Here is an 18961-nt window from a genome sequence, read left to right on the forward strand (position 1 = left end):
CTCAGACGGCCGGGGTGCGCATCCAGCGGTTCCAGTACGGCCGCCAGCCGTGGCGGTGCCAGAACGGCGTGGAGATCGGGTTGAACATCGCGTGGTAGCCGACCGACGCGCCGATGCCCATGGCATCCAGCTCGGCGTGGACGTGGTTGGCGAGGGAGGTGCCGATACCCAGGCCGCGGTAGCCCTCCTTGACGGCCTGGCAGACCAGATGCGCGACGGGGGTGGCGACGATCTTCGTCGCGAGCCACGCCTGCTGCGGCTCGGAGGGATCCTCGCCCCGGTGCATGCCCACGATCCCGCCCTCGTACTCGGCGACCCAGATCAGCGGTTCGTCGCGCTTGAACGACGCGGTGATCTCCTCGCGCAGCAGTGCCTCGGTGGTGGCGCGCTCGACGGCGCCGCTGACGGCGGCGTCGAACCGGGTCTCCACCATCTGAAGTTCGAACACCGCCTCGCTGTCCTCCGGGGTGGCCCGCCGCACGTGGACCCGGCCCGACTCGGGCACCAGGCCGGTGCCCTTGACCCGGCCGATCATCACGAACTCGGGAACGAATCCGAAGGCACGCAGGACCCGGGTCATGGCCACGTCGCGGCTGGGCCACTCGACGGCGGCCATGGAGTCCGCACCGGGGCGTTCCGGGTGGCTTTGCATGTACTGCTGCCAGCGCGTGAGCAGAGCGGCCATCTCGTCGGGCCCGGAGACCCGGGGGGTCAGCTCCCAGCGGTCCAGCGGGCCGAGCACCGCCTCCAGCGCGTCGGCGTCGACACGGGTGTGCGTCAGCAGGCCCTGCGCCCCGTCGACCTCCAGCAGCTCGTCGCCTTCGCCGGGCTCCGGCAGCGCATCGGCCTCCGGAATCATCCGGTCGACGGGGCGCAGCCGGTCGCGGTGGGCGGCCAGCACTGATTCCGCCGTCTGTACTTGGGGCATGGTGTCGTGTCCTCGGCTTTCAGTCGTGTCCGTGGCGAAGTCGCGCGGGCGCGGCCGCACGGGAAACAGGGGGTCTGTCACGGCCAGTGGCACCGCGTCAGCGGTCGGTGACCTTCTCCAGCAACGCGCGGGCGGCGAGCCGATAGCCCGTGGCGCCCAGTCCGAAGATCACTCCGGTGGCGAGCGGTCCGGTCACCGACTCGTGCCGGAACTGCTCGCGGGCCCAGACATTGGAGAGGTGGACCTCGATCCACGGGCGCGGATAGTTGGCCAGCGCGTCCCTCAGTCCCCAGCCGGCCATCATCAGGGCGGCGGGATTGACGATCGCGCCGACGGAGTCGTAGTTGCCCTGGATGGTGCGGATCATCTCCGCCTCACCGTCGTGCTGGAACGCTTCCACTTTCCAGCCGCGTTCCGCCACTTCTTCGGCGACCCATCCTTCGATATCGGCGAGCGTGTCCGTTCCGTAGATCTCGGGCTGACGGCTCCCGAGTATGCCGAGATTCGGCCCGTTCACCAACAGAAGCCTGCTCAATGCGCACCCTTTGTCTGTACGGAACCACCGGGAAGTGCTTTTTGTAGCACGGCCGTTGACAGGTAAACACCGCTCCTCGGTATGCCCGCAATCACAAGGGGGAACATAGGGGGGTCACCAGGGGAATGACGCCTCGCCAACCCCTGGGCTAGCGTGCTAATTGCGATGACCGACCCCGCCGGGGGCTACTGCCGATCTGCCCGGCCGGGCGCCCGGACCGCGCCGAGGTCGTGTTCCGGCGCCGGCGTCCGTGTGAACACCCGGCTCGTGAGGGGGGTTCCGTGTCGTGACCTCCGTGGCATTCGCTGCGGCAGTATTCGCATGCGCGTATACCGAAGGAGCAAGGAACAGCATGAGCAGTGGTGTGCGACTGGGCTCAGACCTTCCGGCGTGGCCGCAGTACGACGACGCGGAGCGGACCGGCCTCATACGTGCGCTGGAGCAGGGGCAGTGGTGGCGCATGGGCGGTGGCGAGGTCGATGCCTTCGAGCGGGAGTTCGCCGAGTACCACGGGAGCGAGCACGCACTGGCCGTCACGAACGGCACGCACGCCCTCGAACTGGCTCTGGAGGTCATGGGTGTCGGTCCCGGCACCGAGGTGATCGTGCCGGCCTTCACCTTCATCTCCTCGTCCCAGGCCGCTCAGCGCCTCGGCGCGGTCGTGGTGCCGGTGGACGTGGACCCGGAGACGTACTGCATCGATCCGGCCGAGGCCGCCAAGGCCGTCACCGCGAAGACCCGCGCCATCATGCCCGTGCACATGGCCGGCCAGTTCGCCGACATGGACTCCCTCGACAAGGTCGCCGCCGAATCCGGTGTGCCGCTGATCCAGGACGCGGCACACGCCCAGGGCGCCACCTGGAACGGCCGGAGGGTCGGTGAGCTGGGCTCGGTCGCTGCGTTCTCCTTCCAGAACGGCAAGTTGATGACGGCGGGCGAGGGCGGTGCGGTGCTGTTCCCGACCGCCGAGATGGCGGAACGCGCCTTCGTCCGGCACAGCTGCGGACGCCCCCGCGACGACCGCGGCTACTTCCACCGCACCTCGGGCTCCAACTTCCGGCTGAACGAGTTCTCCGCCTCGGTGCTGCGCGCCCAGCTCGCGCGCCTGGACGGGCAGATCCGGACGCGTGAGGAACGATGGCCGCTGCTGTCCTCGCTGCTCGCCGAGATCCCCGGCGTGCTGCCGCAGCGGCTGGACCCCCGGGCCGACCGCAACCCGCACTACATGGCCATGTTCCGAGTTCCCGGCATCACCGAGGAGCGGCGCGCACAGGTGGTCGACACGCTCATCGAGCGAGGTGTCCCCGCGTTCGTGGCGTTCCGCTCGGTCTATCGCACGGACGCCTTCTGGGAGATGGGCGCGCCGGACCTGTCGGTGGACGAACTGGCCCGCCGCTGCCCCAACTCCGAGGCACTGACATCCGACTGCCTGTGGCTGCACCACCGGACACTGCTCGGCACCGAGCAGCAGATGCACGAGGTCGCCGCCGTCCTGGCCGACGTCCTCGGCTCATGACCGCGGCGAACCACGACGGCCGGCCGATCCGCACCGCTGTGGTGGGGCTCGGCTGGGCGGCTCGCTCCATCTGGCTGCCGCGGCTGCGTCGCCATCCCGACTTCACCGTGAGCGCGGCGGTCGACCCCGACCCGGCCTCGCGCGCGGCCGTCACCGCGGAGTTCCCGGACACGCCGGTCCTGGCGGCCGTGCACGACTCGGACCCCGCACAGGTGGACCTGGCCATCGTGGCCGTCCCCAACCACCTGCACTGCGAGATCGCCGGCGGCCTGCTCCTCAAGGGCATCCCGGTATTCCTCGAGAAGCCGGTGTGCCTGACGTCGGCGGAGGCGGAGCAGCTGGCCGAAGCCGAACGCGTCGGCGGTGCACGGCTCCTGGCGGGCAGCGCCGCCCGCCACCGCGCCGACGTCCGGGCCCTGCTCGCGAACGCCGGCGACCTGGGCACGATCCGTCACATCGAGCTGTCCTGGGTGCGTGCCCGGGGTGTGCCGGACGCGGGCGGCTGGTTCACCCGGCGTCGGCTGTCGGGCGGCGGGGCGCTGGTGGACCTCGGCTGGCATCTGTTCGACATCGCCGCGCCCCTGCTGGGCTCCGCCAACTTCACGCAGGTCACCGGCGCGGTCTCGGGCGACTTCATCGCGAGGGACACCGCACGAGTCTCCTGGCGCGCCGGGAAGGCCGAGGATGGCCAGGAGAGCAAGCGGGCCGACGTCGGCTTCATAGACGTCGAGGACACCGCCCGCGCGTTCCTCGTCACCGACGACGGTGTCTCACTGTCGCTGCACGCGAGTTGGGCCTCGCACGAGGAGCGGGACATCACCCGCGTCCGGATCGAAGGCAGCGCGGGCAGTGCGACCCTGCGGTGCACGTTCGGCTTCAGCCCCAACCGCCTGGCGCACCCGGAACTGACCCGCACCGACGACGGCCGGACCCGCGACATCCCCGTGCCCGAAGAGCCTGTCGGCACGGAGTACGACCGCCAGCTCGACGAGCTGCTCGGCCAGCTGCGGGACCCGGCCGGTCCACGGCGGGCCATCGAGGAGGCGCGCCGCACCATCGGCGCCATCGAGCGGATCTACTCCTCGGCCCGCGCCGCGCAGGAGAGCCCCAGGTCGCACCGGGCGTGACCGGCACGACCACCGGTTCGGCCGGGGCCCGCACCACGGCGGCAGCGGTCACACACCCGAAGCCGCCGCCCCACGAAGGAGAACACCACAGCACCATGACCAGTCTTGGAACCAGCCAAGGTCCCGCCACCCCCGACATGTGTGACAAGGGGGCGCAGCCGATAGCCGCGGTCGTCTTCGATCTCGACGGGGTGCTCGTCAACAGCTTCGCCGTGATGCGCCAGGCGTTCACCACCGCCTACGCCGAGGTGGTCGGGGACGGCGAGCCCCCGTTCGAGGAGTACGAGCGCCATCTGGGCCGCTACTTCCCCGACATCATGCGGATCATGGGGCTGCCGCTGGAGATGGAGGCGCCGTTCGTCCGTGAGAGCTACCGGCTCGCTCACCTCGTCCCGGTCTTCGACGGCGTACCGGAGATGCTCAGGGAACTGCGGGCCCGCGATGTCGGGCTCGCCGTCGCCACCGGCAAGAGCGGACCACGGGCCCGTTCGCTCCTCGAACAACTCGGGCTGCTGAAGCTGTTCACTGTCGTGATCGGCTCCGACGAGGTGGAACGCCCCAAGCCTGCCCCCGACATCGTGCTCAAGGCACTGGGCGTGCTCGGCTGCGACCCCTCACGGACGGTCATGGTCGGCGACGCGGTCACCGACCTCGCCAGCGCGCGGGGCGCCGGCGTCGCCGCCATAGCCGCTCTGTGGGGCGAGACCGACGAGGAGACCCTTCTCGCGGAAGGCCCCGATGTCGTGCTGCGCTCCCCCTCGGAACTGCTCGAGGTGTGCGTTGGCAGATCCCGCACGCCCTGATCCTGGGCGACATGCTCCGCGTCATCGGGGGCCGCCCAGCTCATGGGCGTCAATTAGGGGGAGGTAGGGGATCCCCAGGGGATTGGGACGGGGGCCCATGGATGGAAAGCTTGGACAGGAACATTCACGGGGCCGACATCCCGATCGGACTGTCCTGACGCGGTGGTTCCAGACGCCGAGGACCACCGTTTGGAGAATCCGATGGAGGAAAACCGGTGGCACTCACCTGGCTGTGGGATCCACAGCCCGTTCCCCACCTTCTACGGCGCCCACCGGAGGCTGTCGAAGGGTCTTCGAGAAGCATCCTCCAATGATCGCAGTCATATCTCGACCGATATTTCACCGGAGACCCGACGTGGGAAAAGGCGTGACCGACATGCGTAAGCCGGCCCTGCAACAACCCGAGTGGGACGACCCGTCACAGGTCCGGCGCATCCGGGAGGTACTGGCCGCACGTCCGCCGCTGGTCAAGGCGGAGGACGTGCGCGTGTTGCGGACGCTGCTGGCCCAGGTGGCCCGGGGCGAGGCCCTGGTGGTGCAGGCCGGGGACTGCGCCGAGAACCCGGACGAGTGCGACGCCGAGTACGTGTCGCGCAAGTCCGCGGTGCTCGACCTGCTCGCCGCGACGCTGAAGATGACCACCCACAAGCCGGTCGTGCGGGTCGGACGCATCGCGGGCCAGTTCGCCAAGCCGCGGTCCAGGCCGCTCGAACGGATCGGGGACCTGGAACTGCCGGTCTACCGGGGCCACATGGTCAACGGCCCGGAGCGCGACCCGGAAAGCCGGCGGCACGATCCGCTGCGCCTGCTGACCTCGTACATGACGGCCAGCGATGTCATGGAGCACCTGGGCTGGCGCGGCCGCGCGGTGGGTCACCAGCCCCTGATCGAACCCCGGATGTGGACGAGCCACGAGGCGCTCGTCCTCGACTACGAGGTGCCCCTGATCCGTGAACTGGGTGACGGGCGCCGCTGGCTCGGCTCCACCCACTGGCCGTGGATCGGTGAGCGGACCCGTCAGCCGGACGGCGCTCACCTGGACCTCTTGGCCGGCATCGTCAACCCGGTCGCCGTGAAGGTCGGCCCGACCACCACCGTGGAGGAGATCACCGTCCTGTGCGAACGGCTCGATCCGCTGCGGGAACCGGGCCGGCTCACCCTCATCGCACGCATCGGCGCCGAGAGAGTCACCGACCGGCTGCCCGCGCTCGTGGAGGCGGTCCGGGTTGCCGGCCACCCGGTGATCTGGCTCAGCGACCCCATGCACGGGAACACCGTCGTCGGCCCGGACGGGCACAAGACCCGCCTGCTGGAGACCATGGCACGGGAGGTCCGGGGATTCCTCCGGGCCGTGACCGGCGTCGGCGGCACGGCGGGCGGACTGCACCTGGAGACCACCCCAGACGACGTCCTCGAATGTGCCGCGGACCTCTCCGTGTACGAGGGGAAGGCCGTCCGGCGTACCAGCCTGTGCGACCCCCGGCTCAATCCGGAACAGGCCGTTTCGCTGGTCTCCGCCTGGTCCGACGCGGACGTCCGGACCGCCGCACCCGGAGACGGGTCACGGGTGGTCCAGGAAGCGCAGGCAATCCCGGGCAGCCGGTCACTGCCTTCCGCGCCGGATTATCAGGAGTTCGAGACCCGGAACCACTCCGCATTGCGGATCAACCAGACGTAGGGCGGGTTCCCGGAATGTTCCACCGAGTGGGTTGAACATATTCCCCATTTCGAACTTCTGACCCTACGAGGTCGGCGTCCGATTTTTCTGTGTGCGTGCGCTTGATGCTTCGGTGTCGGTGTGCCGTGAGGATTCGGACCGTTTTCCTGTCCTGTCTCGGCCACCACCCCACAGTCAGGGAGTAGTAGGACTCATGCACCTTCTCGTCAACGGAATTCAGCACCGGGTCACCGGTGAAATTCTCGTCCCTAACTCGAAATACCACGCGCACCGTGCGCTGATCCTCGCCTCGCTCGCCGACGGCGTCAGCCGCGTCCACGGGCTGTCCGACGCCCGTCACGTCGAGTACACCGTGCGACTGCTGCGCGACCTCGGTGTGCAGATCGCCAGGGACGGTGACACCTTCGTGGTGCATGGACTCGGCGGGCGGTACAGGCCCCGCCGGGAGGCGATCTCCGCCGGCAGCTCCGGCACGACGCTGTACTTCATGATCGGTCTGGCCTCACTGTCGGACCGCGCCGTGTCGGTGACCGGGCAGAAGTACTTCAGGCGACGCCCGGTCGGCCCCCTGCTGCGCGCCCTCGAACAGATGGGTGTCCAGCTGGAGTCGGCCGACGACTGCCCGCCCATCCATGTATTGGGCCGCAGACCCACGGGCGGCCACGTCACTATCGCGGGCACCCTGTCCCAGTGGGTCTCGGGCCTGATCCTGTTGGCCCCGTTCGCGACGCGGCACACCACCATCGAGGTGGAGGGCGAACTCAACGAACGCCCCTACCTGGAACTGACCGTGGCGATGATGCGGCAGTTCGGCCTCGAGGTGACCGTCTCCGAGGACTGGCGGCGCTTCGACATCGAGCCCGGCCAGCAGGCGCGCAGCGTCGAGCTGACGCTGCCGCCGGACATCGGCTCGGCCGCGTTCGGCATCGCGACCGCAGCACTGCACCCCAGTGATGTGCTGCTGCGCGGGATCACCACGCTGGAGGGCAGCCCGGCCGATCACCCCGAGTTCCACTTCCTCGACGTCGCACGCTCCATGGGCGTACCGATGGAGATCGACGAGGCGGCCGGCGGTCTCCGCATCCGGCAGGACACGCCGCGGCTCACCGCGGTCGACGTCGACTGCCGCGACATCCCCGACATGCTGCCGATCCTGTCGACCCTCGCCACGTTCGCGCACGGCGAGTCGGTGTTCCGCAACATCGCGCACACCCGGCTCAAGGAGTCCGACCGCGCCGCCGCCATGCTCCAGCTCAACTCCATGGGCGGCCGTCTGGCACTGGCGGACGACGTGCTGCGGGTACGGGGCGTGGACGGCCTGACCGCGGCCAAGCTGTCCTCGTTCAACGACCACCGCATCCTGATGTCGCTCGCGGTGGCGTCGTCGCGGGCACGGGGGCATTCGACGCTGACCTATCCGAACGCGTACCGCATCTCGTACCCGACGTTCCTCGACGCGATGAACACGCTCACTGTGCCCATGTCGGTGGAGGACGGCCCGGCGGGCCCCGCCGGTGACGACGCGGGCGCCGGTGTCCCCGTGACGACGCCGGAGGCCTTCGGCCCCGAGGCCGCCTCGCGGGTCACGCTGCCGCAGTGGCTGCGCCGAAGGGCCGAGGCCCGGCCACAGGACACGGCCGTCGTGGACGTGCGCTCCGACCGCGACGAGATGATCACCTGGAGCGAGCTGGCCGAGCAGGTGGACCGTGCGGCGGCACTGCTGCTGCGGCTCGGGGTACGGCCGGGCGAGAACGTGGCGTACCAACTGCCGAACCGTATCGAGTTCGTGGTGCTGTCGCTGGCGGCCCTGCGCATCGGGGCCGTGTGCTGCCCGGTCATCCCGTTCTTCCGCAAGCGCGAGCTCGGTTTCGTCCTGCGGCGCTCCAAGGCACGGGTGCTGGTCGTGGCGGACCGGCACCGCTCGCGCCTGCCCGCCGAGGAGGTGCTGGACCTGGTCGCCGAGGACGGCTCGGACCTGGATTTGGATCACGTGGTGGTCCTGGCCACCGCAGGCGGCTCCGCTCAGCTGCCCGAGTCCCCCACGGGCGGGACGACCGTGCACGACTGGGAGCAGGCGCTGTCGGCGACGGCGGTCGACCGCGTGGTGCTCGACGCCCTCGCACCGACACCGGAGATGACGGCGCAGCTGCTCTTCACCTCGGGCACCACCAGCGAACCGAAGGGGGTCACCCAGCCCACGCGCAACCTGGTCAGGGCCGCCGCGATGGAGATCGGGCACCTCGGGCTCGGCAAGCAGGACACGATCTGGGTGCCGTCGCCGCTCGCGCACCAGACGGGCTTCCTGTACGGCATGGTGCTCGCCCTGGTACTGGGCGTGCCGCAGATCCTGCAGCCCGAGTGGGACGCCAAGCGAGCACTGCAGTCACTCAACGACCACCGGGCGACGTTCGTGCAGGCGGCGACGCCGTTCCTGTCCGACCTGGTGAAAGCCGTGGAGGAGAGCGGCGAAACTCCGCAGTACCTGCGGATCTTCGTGGCGACGGGAGCCATGGTGCCGCGTGGTCTGGCGGAGCGGGCCGGGCGGGTGCTGGGCACCGACGTGTGCGGGGCCTTCGGCACCACTGAGACCTGCCTGGGCGCGTTGTCGTCACCCGGCGACGAGCCCCGGCAGCGCTGGGGTTCCGACGGCCGCGCGCTGGACGGCATCGAACTGCGGATCACCGACGACGAAGGGGTGGTGCTGCCCGCGGGCAAGGAGGGCAACTTCGAGCTGCGTTCCCCCACGGTCTTCGAGGGTTACCTCGAGCGTCCCGACCTGACGTCCCAGGCGTTCGCGGAGGACGGCTGGTACCGCACGGGCGATCTGGCGACGATCGACACCGATGGCTTCCTGCGGATCACCGGGCGGGTCAAGGACGTGATCAACCGCGGCGGCGAGAAGATACCCGTCGCGGAGATCGAGCAACTGCTGTTCGGACACCCCGCGGTGGACGACGTCGCGGTGGTGGCCATGCCGGACGAGCGTCTCGGCGAGCGCGCCTGCGCCTTCGTGGTCCCGGCTGGCGGTACGGAGCTGACCTTCGAGGATATGCGGCGTCACCTCGACGGACACGAGGTGGCCAAACAGTACTGGCCGGAGCGTCTGGAGCCGATCGACGCCCTGCCACGCAACCCCATCGGCAAGGTGCAGAAGTTCGAACTGCGGGCGCTGGCCCGTGGTTTGCGGCCCCACGACGAGGACGCCGGCTGACCCGCGACGAACAGCGGACCGGAACGACGGAACAAGGACAGAGGTGGCACATGACGGACGAGCAGCAGTTCCACGAGCTGCGTACCCAGGTCGAACAGTGGGTGGAGGGGCCCGGCGAACGCTGGGCCGAACACATCGAGGAGACCGGCCAGGTGCCCGAGGAGCTGTGGGCCGAGCTGAACGGCCTGGGGTTCCTGCGGATAGCCGCTCCCGAGGAGTACGGCGGCCGGGGTCTGGGCTTCGCGCGCTGGATGGAGCTGATGGAGGTCTTCTCCCGCTCGCACGGATCCGTACGCATGATCGTGCACGTGGTCAACGGCATCTGGCGATCGATGGACGGCCACGCCGACGACGAGCAGCGCAAGCGCTTCGTCGTTCCCTCCGTCACCGGTGAGATCAAGATCGCCTTCGCCCTCACCGAACCGGGCAACGGCACCGGCGCGGACATCACCACGTCGGTGGTGCGCGAGGGCGACACGTACTACCTCTCAGGACGCAAGCACCTGATCACCTTTGGGGTGCGCTGCGACTACTACCTGCTGGCCGCCCGGGTCGAGGGCAGCACCGGGCACGAGGGCACGGTGGCCCTGCTGGTGCCGCGTGATGCCCCGGGCGTCACGGTCGAGGACACTTCCAACACCATGGGCGTCACGGGTACCGACCATGCGTCTTTGGCCTTCGACCGCACCCCGGTGCCGGTCGACCACCGGCTCGGTGCGGAGGGCCAGGGCCTGGAGGTGTTCCTCGGCGGCTTCCTCACCCCGTCCCGGATCTCCGTGGCGATGAGCTGCGTAGGGCTCGCGCAGCGCGCCCAGCAGTTGGCCGTCGAGTACGCCCGCAACCGTGTGACCTTCGGCAAGACGCTCACCCAGCGCCAGGCCATCCAGTTCATGATCGCCGAGAACGCGGCGGACATCGAGGCCGCACGGCAACTGGTCCTGCACGCGGCGCGCCGCTTCGAGGAGGGAGCGGACGACGCGTCCATGCAGTCGTCGATGGCGAAGATGCACGCGGTGACGATGCTGACGAACGTCACCGACAAGGCGCTCCAGGTGCACGGCGGGCTCGGTTACTGGAAGTCGCAGAAGATCGAGCGGGTGTACCGCGACGCGCGTGCCCAGCGCTTCGAGGAAGGCACCAACGAGGTGCAGAAGGCCGTCGTCTTCCGCGAGTTGCTCCAGCGCACGACGTCCCGGGACGGAGAGGGAACGATCCGATGAACGGCTCGCACCACCAGCAGACACCCGACCGCCAGCAGGTCTCGCTGATCACCGGGGCCTCACGCGGCATCGGCCGCGCTCTGGCCCTCACCCTCGCCGAACGCGGTGGCACCGTGGTCGTCAACTACAAGAAGAACGCCGACCTGGCTCAGAAGACCGTCGCCGAGGTCGAGGAGGCCGGTGGTCAGGGCTTCGCGGTCCAGGCGGACGTCGAGACCACCGAGGGCGTCACTACGCTGTTCGACGAGGTGGCGCAGCGCTGCGGGCGGCTCGACCACTTCGTCTCCAACGCCGCGGCGAGCGCGTTCAAGAGCATCGTCGATATCGGCCCGCACCACCTGGACCGCTCGTACGCGATGAACCTGCGGCCGTTCGTCCTGGGGGCGCAGCAGGCCGTGAAGCTGATGGACAACGGCGGGCGGATCGTCGCACTGTCCTCCTACGGTTCCATCCGCGCCTACCCCACCTACGCGATGCTGGGCGGCATGAAGGCCGCCATCGAGTCGTGGGTGCGGTACATGGCGGTGGAGTTCGCGCCCTACGGCATCAACGTCAACGGGGTAAACGGCGGCCTGATCGACTCCGATTCGCTGGAGTTCTTCTACAACGTGGAGGGCATGCCGCCCATGCAGGGCGTCCTCGACCGCATCCCCGCGCGCCGTCCCGGCACCGTACGGGAGATGGCCGACACCATCGCCTTCCTCCTCGGCGAGGGGGCGGGCTACATCACCGGGCAGACCCTCGTGGTCGACGGCGGGCTCAGCGTCGTCGCGCCCCCGTTCTTCGCGGACGCGGGTGAGGCGCTGGCGCTGCCGCCCCGGCCGACGCGCGACGCCTGAACGGAACGACCGAAACGACCGAGAAGAGGGATGGCAGGTGTTGGACCAGGTCTTCAGGCCCTGCGTGATCGGTGGCCTGACAGTGCCGCACCGCATCGTCATGGGTGCCATGCACCTGAACCTGGAGACCCTGGACGACGGTGGCGCGGCCCTGGCCGCGTTCTACACGGAACGGGTGCGGGGCGGCGCCGGCCTGATCGTCACGGGCGGCTCCGCGGTGGATCCGGCGGGTTCCGGCGGCCCCGGTTACGGCGTGCTCGACGACGAGAAGCACCGGTCGGCGCTGCGCCTGGCCGCCCGCGCGGTGCACGACGCCGGGGGTCTCATCGCCCTCCAGCTCTTCCACGCCGGGCGGTACGCGCTGCCCGGTACCCCCGGGGCGGACGGTGCCGCCCCCCTCGCGCCGTCCCCCGTGTACAGCCGGTTCTCCCGCACCGTTCCACGAACGATGACGGAGGAGCAGATCACCGGCACCGTCGCCGCCTTCGCCCGGGGGGCGGAAGGGGCGTACGAGCTGGGTTTCGACGCCGTCGAGGTGATGGGTTCCGAGGGGTATCTGATCAATCAGTTCACCGCACCCCTCACCAACCGGCGCGATGACGCCTGGGGCGGTGACGCCGGGCGGCGCCGGCGCTTCCCCGTCGAGGTCCTGCGGGCCGTACGGGCCGCGGTGGGACCGGGCTTCCCGGTGCTCTTCCGGATGTCGGGTGCCGACCTCGTGGACGACGGCACCCCGTGGGAGGAGACGGCCGCGCTCGCCGTGGAGCTCGCCGGAGCCGGCGCCGACGCGCTCGCCGTGGGCGTCGGCTGGCACGAGTCCCCGGTGCCGACCGTGCAGGCACAGGTACCGGCGGGCACCTGGGCCGTGTACGCCCAGCGGGTCAAGCGGGCACTGCGGGCGGCGGGTCACGGCACGGTGCCCGTCATCGCCTCCAACCGCTTCAACCGGCTCGCGCAGGCCGAGGAGGTACTGGCCGGGGGCGACGTCGATCTGGTGGCCATGGCCCGCCCGTTCCTCGCGGACCCGGCCATCGTCGACAAGTCCCGTACCGGGTCGAGCACATCGGTGGACCTCTGCCTCGCCTGCAACGAGGCATGCATCGACCGGTCCTTCGGCACCGAGCGGGTGTCCTGCCTGGTCAATCCCCGGGCGGGCCACGAGCGTGAGTTCCCGGCCCGGCCGTCTCCCGCGCCCCGGGGCAGATACGCCGTGATCGGCGCGGGGCTCGCGGGACTGGAGGCGGCCCGCACCCTGGCGAGACTCGGGCACGAGGTCGAGGTCTACGAGGCGGCCGACGAGCCCGGCGGCCAGTTCCGGCTGGCCGCCCTGGTGCCGGGCAAGGCGGACTTCGCCGCGACCGTACGGCAGCGCGAGCAGGAACTCGACCATCTGAACGTGCCCGTGTACCTGGGGCACCGTATCGGTGCGCGGGACGTGCCCGTCCTGCGCACCATGGACGGAGTGGTCCTCGCCACCGGGGTCCGCCCGCACCGGCCGGACCTTCCCGGCATCGACCTGCCGCATGTCCTCGACTACGCCCGGGCGTTCGCCGACCCCGGCGCCCTCGGTCCGCGCGTCGCCATCATCGGCGGCGGCGGAATCGCGATCGACCTGGCGCACCTCCTCACCAGTGGCTCCTCCCCCGCCCTGACCCCGGAGGAGTTCCTCGCCTCCCGCGCCATGACCGCACCGCCGGAAGCCGTCCCCATGTCACGGACCACCGCTGCCCCGGCCGGTGGTTCCCGTCAGCTCACCGTGATGCGGCGCAGCGGCAGGATCGGCACCGGAATCGGCCCGTCCACCCGGTGGGTGGTCATGGAAGAACTGCGCGCTCGCGGAGTACGCCTGCTCACCGACGTCACGTACGAGGAGATCACCCGGGACGGTGTGGTCGTCGTCGAGACAGGAGGAGAACGGCGGTTGGTCGCCGCCGACCATGTCGTCCTCGCCACCGGCCAGGAAAGCCGACGGGAGGTGGCCGCCGTGCTCCACCGGGCCGGGGTCCCCTTCGAGGCCGCCGGTGGTGCCGCCGACGCCCGGTCGCTCAACGCCGTACGGGCCACCGCGCAAGGACTGCGCGCCGCCCACCGCATCGTTGAACGGGCCGAGTCGAGGAGGTCGGGACGGAGCGGGTAGTGCGGGACCCGGAATCCTCGGCCGATGCGGGGCGCGGCACCGTCGGACGGGGCGGGTCAGCCGGATTCACTGCGCAGACAGCCCGGCAGACTCTGGCGGTTCTTGACGGACAGCTTGCGGTAGACCCGGGTCAGATGCTGCTCGACCGTACTGGGGGTGATGAACAGCTTCTCCGCGATCTCCCGATTGGTGTACCCCATGACCGCCATGGAGGCGATCCTGCGCTCGGAGTTGGTCAGCGAGGCGACGGCCGTCGCTCTCTCCTCGTCCTGAGCCGGGCCCGCATCACCGCTCGTGTCCGGCAGCAGTTCCCTGCACAGCGGTTCCGCGTGACACAGGTGTGCAACTCTCCAGGCACGGCGGATGATCACCCGCGCCCGACGGTGCTTGCCCAGCGCGTGGTGGGCCCGGCCCAGGTCGGACAGCGTCCTGGCCAGTTCGTAGGCGCAGCCGTCCGCCTCCAGGGTGTCGGCGGCCTCGCTCAGCAGGCGCGGGCGCTGACCCGGCGAACTGAACACGGCCATCAGCCGCAGGGCGAGCGCCCGGCTCACGGTGTCCTCCGGACCGGGAAGGGCCAGCTGGTCCTTCACCAGGCGCTTGGCCTGGTCGCGGTTGCCCTGCAACAACCACGCCTCGGCCGCGCTGGTCCGCCAGGGCACGATGCCGGGCAGGTCCATGCCCCACTTCCCCATGAGTTCCCCACAGGAGAGGAAGTCTCCGAGCGCCGCGCGCGTCCGGTTCATGGCCAGGTAGTAGTGCCCACGTGCATACAGGTAGTGCAGTCCGTACCGGCTCTGGAACATCTCATCGGGGATGCCCCGGGTCACGAGCGCCGTGGCCTCGTCCAACTCCCCCATGCGGGTGTGGGCCAGGATCAGGGTGCCCAGAGGCAGGCCGGCTGCGGTGCCCCAGCCCTGGACGGACACATGCTCCAGGGCCGACACGCCGCGTTTCACCGCCTCCCTGAGATCGCCCTGTCGCAGCCGGATCTCCGCCTCGGCGGCGTCCAGGATGCCCTGCCACATCGGGGAGGGACGCCCGTTTCGGCGCTCGTCCAGGCTCCGGCACCGATGGGCCGCATCGCTCAGCCGGCCGCTGTAGACCAGCGACATCAACGCGAGGAGGGTCGCTTCCTCGGCCCAGGGGGCGTTGTGGTTGAGGTCGAGCTGACCGAGGACGTGCGAGGCCCACTCCTGCATTTCTCCACTGCGCCTGCGGACGAGGCCGCCGGAGAGCGCGCCGATCGACTGTAGCCAGAACGCCCGGCCCCGGGTGGCGGGCGCGCCCTCGGGGCCGGTGGTCACGGGGCCGCTCTGCACCCGTCCCGCGAGCGGCGGATACGTACAGGCCAGCCACACCTCCATGTCGTGCAGCTCAGCCGGCTGCTTCGGCGTGCCGGGCGGGGGCGCGATTCCCGCGGACGGCAGACGCGCCGCCCGCTTGCGGAGCAGCGCAAGGATGTCGGCGGCCTCCTGTGTACGGTGCAGCCACAGCAGTTGTCGCACGAGCAGCATCGTCTCGTGGGGATCCAGCTGGTCGCTGCGGACCGCCTCGGTGAGCGCGATCAGGTGCCGCAGCGATGCCGCAGGGTTGAGCTGCCATTCGGCCTGAGCGAGCCTGGCCCGGATCGCCCACCGGTCCCTCTCGTTCGTACATGCCCCCTGGGCCGAGTTCAGGTACCGCAGAGCACGTTGCACCGCACCGTGCAGCAGCGCCTCCGAAGACGCCTCCAGCAGCACGCGCAGCGCCCAGGGCTCCGGCACCTGACCGGCCTCGGCCAGGTGATGGGCGGCGTCGGCCACCGCGGCACCCTGGTTGTAGAGCAGTCGCGCGGCCCGGAGGTGCAGTTGCACGCGGTCCGCGGCGGGCAGGTCGTCCAGCACGGTGCGCGCGGCCACCACGTGCCGGAACTGGCCGTCTCTCAGCAGCCCGGCCTCGGTCATGGTGCGCAGCGCCCGCTCGACGGTGCCCGTGTCCGCGTCGACCAGTACTCCGAGTTCCTCCGACGAGGCCTCGTCGCCGTAGACCGCCATGGCACGAGCCACCCGCAGTATGTCGGGCTGACTACGGTGCAGGCAGTTCAACAGCGCGCGGCCGTAGCCCTGTTGCCGGACCTCTCCGCCGAGCCGCTCGTCGTGGATCAGGGCGCCGAGCAGCCGCGGGTTGCCACCACTGTAGGCGAGGAAGGCGTCACTCAGCTCCCGGGCCGCTCCCGCTCCGAGACGCCGCCCCATCAGCGTGCGCACGGCCTGTGGAGAGAGCGGTGCGAGCCGGACGGACACGACGGAGGCATGGCGCAGAAGTTCGGCATGGAACGGGGAGTGGGTCCCGCTCGACTCGGCCAGTTCGGTGAGCACCATCAGAAGCGGTGCCGAGCTCAGTCGCCGGACCAGATACAGCAGGGACTGCTGTGACGCCACGTCCATGTGGTCGATGTCATCCAGGCACACCACGACCGGTGTCGTGGCAGCCAGTTCCGTGACGGGCAGGAAGAGGTCGTACAAGATCTCGGCCCTGTTGCGCTCCACGGCCTTGTGCATGCTCTCGGCCCGGGTCGACCCCATGAGGCCGCGCAGTACCGGGGAGATGCGTCTGCGCAGTTCCACGGGAAGCGCCGGGCTGTCGAACAGCTGACTGAGTGCCCCGAAGGGCAGATCCCGCTCCTCTGAGGAGCAGACGGCATTCAGGACGATGGCCTCGGCGGCCTGGGCGCACTGCGCCACCTCGCGCAGGAACTCCGTCTTGCCCGCTCCCACGGTCCCCTCCAGCAGGATCACCTGCCCCGCCGCCGGCTGCGGGAAGGCCAACCAGGCTCGGACGCGCGCGAGCTGCTCCTCGCGTTCCATCAGCGCGGTTCCCGATGCCGCGTGCGGACCGGAACCAACCGAAGAGCAATCCGACGGCAGCTCCCGAGTCACGCCTCCCCCTGCGTCACAGTTGGACCGCTGCCATTCCGCCCCGCAGGAGCGAACATCACATAAGAAGCTCATGTAACTTCCCTGAAAGCCGTTCACACTGTTCCAGGTTCCACGCTAACCCGATCAACAACAATTTCCATGGTGTCGTATTTCAGACAGGAGTCTTTCGGACAGCGGCACACGGGCGACACCCATTCCGAAGGGGACCATTGGGCAAAACTTTGGGGCAGAGAACATGCCCCCACCGCCATAGTCGATGGCACCGACGACCTCCATCACGGACCCCCGGGGTACAACCTCGCCGACTCGCGACCGAGATAAACAACGAATAAGGTTTAAGGTCACTTGAGTTCACTTTCGACGGCCACTCTGCATGAAAACCGAGGGCCCAGATCGCGCTATCCGGACATTCGGAGCAGAAGTCCGCTTTCAGCTGACCCGGGCGCTTTGCCGGATATGCTCGTGCACACTCTCGGTGGGTTGCGGCGGCGGTAGGAGCGACTGGGAGCCGGGGGCGGTGGACCGGGTGAAGGCACGGCTCGCGACCGTTCGCATCGGACGGGACCCGCTCAGGCGACGTCGGCGGTGAGGCCGGCCAGGGCGCCGACTGTCCGGGATGTCGCGCCACGGCGCCGCGGGCTCGGCAGGAGGACGGTGACTGGTTGAGGTGCGGGGAGCTGCCATGGCCGGAGTGGGGAACCGTTCGGTGCTGGAGGCATGCGGAGTCTGCCGGCTGCCGAGGCGGGAGAAGCGCGACTGATGGCCACCATCCGCCCTCGGCCGTGCGAGGGGCCAGGTCAACTGGCTTCAGCCCGAAGGCGATTTCTCAGTGCCCCACCCTGACGGGTAAGTATCGCCACCGGGGCAGGCTTGCTGTGGCGGCCGGCTTCCTACCGGTCCGGCCCGCCGAAGGCCTCGGTGTGACAGGCCACCGCTCGCAGCACTGGGACGGGCGACCGCCGCCCACCGTCTGACTCTCAGCTTTGCGGACTCTCGCTGCGGGCGGCCGAGCGAAGCGCGCCGCGACCGGCGCACGGGCGGCGTGTGTACGTTGCGGATCACCAGTGGTGAGCACACCACCGCGGAGAACCTCGAATAGCGCGGGACCGTTTCCCCCGTGGCGGTTCCGTTTGCGCCCAGCCGGTCGGACTCGCGGTGAAGTACCGATCCTGGACTTACAAGCCGTAAGTTCTCGCCAAAACGCGAACGCAGCCCATCGCCGCCCTCCCGCAGTCGGGATGTTCAACAGTCAAGTCACCAACATTGCCGACGAGTTGGCGCGCTTCACTTCGCTGCCACCGCTCCGCATTCCGCGACGAACTGCCGGATCTCCTGAATAACCTGCTGTGCGTGGGAATTGAGGTAGAAGTGCCCGCCGTCGAAAAGGCGAAAAGTGGCTTCCTTCGTCGTGTGTTCGGCCCAAGAGAGGGCCTCCTCCTCAGTCACCTTCGGGTCTTCGTTCCCGAACATGACCACCACGGGGCAGCCCACCCGTCCCGGCTCCGGGCGGTAGGTCTCCGCGGCGCGGTAGTCGTTACGCACCGCGGGGAGAATCATCCGCAGGATCTCCTCGTCCTCCAGGACGGCCGGACCCGTGCCGCTGAGGTTGCGCAGTTCCGCGAGGAGCTCTTCCTCGCCGGCCAGGTGCACACGCTCGTCCCGCCACCGCGAGGGTGCGCGGCGTCCGGAAGCGAAGAGACCGAGCAACGTCGTTCCTCTGGCTTCCAGTCGCAGCGCCACCTCATAGGCCAACGACGCGCCCATGCTGTGCCCGAAGAACGTCAACGGTCGGTCGGCCCAGGGCTCGAGCTCCATCACGATGAGGTTCGCCAGTTCCTCGATGCTGCTCACGAGGGGTTCCGTACGGCGATCCTGGCGTCCCGGATACTGCACCGCCACCACGTCGATCTCGGGCGACAGCGCACGTGAGACGGGGTGGTAGAACGACGCTGAGCCACCGGCGTGCGGAAAGCAGACCAGGCGCGTCGGGGCGTCCGGGGCGGGGTGGTAACGCCTGATCCACTTATCGGAGTTCGTCGCCATACTCGG

At 69.6% G+C, this 18961-nt stretch carries 12 protein-coding genes; 8 read left to right on the forward strand and 4 right to left on the reverse strand.

Annotation, left to right across the window (positions count from 1 at the left end; all coding sequences use genetic code 11):
• Position 1: 1 nt before the first annotated feature.
• Both G9272_RS06010 and G9272_RS06015 read right to left on the reverse strand, forming a co-directional pair.
• On the reverse strand, positions 2-928 hold the full coding sequence (locus G9272_RS06010; protein WP_171395556.1) for a GNAT family N-acetyltransferase: 927 nt from the start codon (positions 926-928) through the stop codon (positions 2-4).
• Between the two features lie 97 nt (positions 929-1025).
• A complete protein-coding gene (locus tag G9272_RS06015) occupies positions 1026-1463 on the reverse strand; it encodes a type II 3-dehydroquinate dehydratase (protein WP_171395557.1) in 438 nt (145 codons plus the stop codon).
• Between the two features lie 352 nt (positions 1464-1815).
• Here G9272_RS06015 and G9272_RS06020 point away from each other — a divergent pair, with 352 nt between their 5' ends.
• The 8 genes from G9272_RS06020 (at position 1816) to G9272_RS06055 (ending at position 13994) form a co-directional block, all read left to right on the forward strand.
• Positions 1816-2979: a DegT/DnrJ/EryC1/StrS family aminotransferase gene (locus tag G9272_RS06020; RefSeq protein WP_171395558.1), complete on the forward strand. Its 1164-nt coding sequence runs from the start codon at positions 1816-1818 to the stop codon at positions 2977-2979.
• Entirely contained in the window at positions 2976-4106 is a 1131-nt protein-coding gene (locus G9272_RS06025) for a Gfo/Idh/MocA family protein (RefSeq protein ID WP_171395559.1), read from the forward strand. Before G9272_RS06020 ends, G9272_RS06025 begins: the two co-directional genes overlap by 4 nt.
• A 137-nt stretch (positions 4107-4243) precedes the next feature.
• On the forward strand, positions 4244-4909 hold the full coding sequence (locus G9272_RS06030; RefSeq protein WP_171401868.1) for an HAD-IA family hydrolase: 666 nt from the start codon (positions 4244-4246) through the stop codon (positions 4907-4909).
• Between the two features lie 376 nt (positions 4910-5285).
• Positions 5286-6587 carry a 3-deoxy-7-phosphoheptulonate synthase gene (locus tag G9272_RS06035; RefSeq protein ID WP_216377879.1) on the forward strand — a complete coding sequence of 434 codons (1302 nt, stop codon included), beginning with the start codon at positions 5286-5288 and terminating at the stop codon, positions 6585-6587.
• Between the two features lie 193 nt (positions 6588-6780).
• On the forward strand, positions 6781-9798 hold the full coding sequence (gene aroA / locus G9272_RS06040) for a 3-phosphoshikimate 1-carboxyvinyltransferase (RefSeq protein ID WP_171395561.1): 3018 nt from the start codon (positions 6781-6783) through the stop codon (positions 9796-9798).
• A gap of 50 nt (positions 9799-9848) precedes the next feature.
• Positions 9849-11018: an acyl-CoA dehydrogenase family protein gene (locus tag G9272_RS06045; protein ID WP_171395562.1), complete on the forward strand. Its 1170-nt coding sequence runs from the start codon at positions 9849-9851 to the stop codon at positions 11016-11018.
• The gene (locus G9272_RS06050; RefSeq protein WP_171395563.1) at positions 11015-11857 is read left to right on the forward strand and encodes an SDR family oxidoreductase; all 843 of its coding nucleotides are present in this window, start codon (positions 11015-11017) and stop codon (positions 11855-11857) included. Before G9272_RS06045 ends, G9272_RS06050 begins: the two co-directional genes overlap by 4 nt.
• 37 nt (positions 11858-11894) lie before the next feature.
• Entirely contained in the window at positions 11895-13994 is a 2100-nt protein-coding gene (locus tag G9272_RS06055) for an FAD-dependent oxidoreductase (RefSeq protein WP_171395564.1), read from the forward strand.
• Between the two features lie 56 nt (positions 13995-14050).
• Here G9272_RS06055 and G9272_RS06060 read toward each other — a convergent pair whose 3' ends face one another.
• Positions 14051-16840, reverse strand: coding sequence for a helix-turn-helix transcriptional regulator (locus G9272_RS06060; RefSeq protein ID WP_171395565.1), 2790 nt, complete (start codon positions 16838-16840; stop codon positions 14051-14053).
• A gap of 1356 nt (positions 16841-18196) precedes the next feature.
• Complete coding sequence (locus G9272_RS06065) at positions 18197-18955, reverse strand: thioesterase II family protein (protein WP_171395566.1); 759 nt, start codon at positions 18953-18955, stop codon at positions 18197-18199.
• Positions 18956-18961 lie beyond the last annotated feature (6 nt).

The sequence above is a fragment of the Streptomyces asoensis genome, from assembly GCF_013085465.1.
Taxonomy (GTDB): Bacteria; Actinomycetota; Actinomycetes; order Streptomycetales; family Streptomycetaceae; genus Streptomyces; species Streptomyces cacaoi_A.

Bases quoted from the DNA above. Each gene is read 5' to 3' on its own strand.
- G9272_RS06010 (WP_171395556.1), bottom strand. From the start codon at position 928: ATGCCCCAAGTACAGACGGCGGAATCAGTGCTGGCCGCCCACCGCGAC.
- G9272_RS06020 (WP_171395558.1), top strand. From the start codon at position 1,816: ATGAGCAGTGGTGTGCGACTGGGCTCAGACCTTCCGGCGTGGCCGCAG.
- G9272_RS06025 (WP_171395559.1), top strand. From the start codon at position 2,976: ATGACCGCGGCGAACCACGACGGCCGGCCGATCCGCACCGCTGTGGTG.
- G9272_RS06030 (WP_171401868.1), top strand. From the start codon at position 4,244: ATGTGTGACAAGGGGGCGCAGCCGATAGCCGCGGTCGTCTTCGATCTC.
- G9272_RS06035 (WP_216377879.1), top strand. From the start codon at position 5,286: ATGCGTAAGCCGGCCCTGCAACAACCCGAGTGGGACGACCCGTCACAG.
- aroA (WP_171395561.1), top strand. From the start codon at position 6,781: ATGCACCTTCTCGTCAACGGAATTCAGCACCGGGTCACCGGTGAAATT.
- G9272_RS06045 (WP_171395562.1), top strand. From the start codon at position 9,849: ATGACGGACGAGCAGCAGTTCCACGAGCTGCGTACCCAGGTCGAACAG.
- G9272_RS06050 (WP_171395563.1), top strand. From the start codon at position 11,015: ATGAACGGCTCGCACCACCAGCAGACACCCGACCGCCAGCAGGTCTCG.
- G9272_RS06060 (WP_171395565.1), bottom strand. From the start codon at position 16,840: ATGGAACGCGAGGAGCAGCTCGCGCGCGTCCGAGCCTGGTTGGCCTTC.
- G9272_RS06065 (WP_171395566.1), bottom strand. From the start codon at position 18,955: ATGGCGACGAACTCCGATAAGTGGATCAGGCGTTACCACCCCGCCCCG.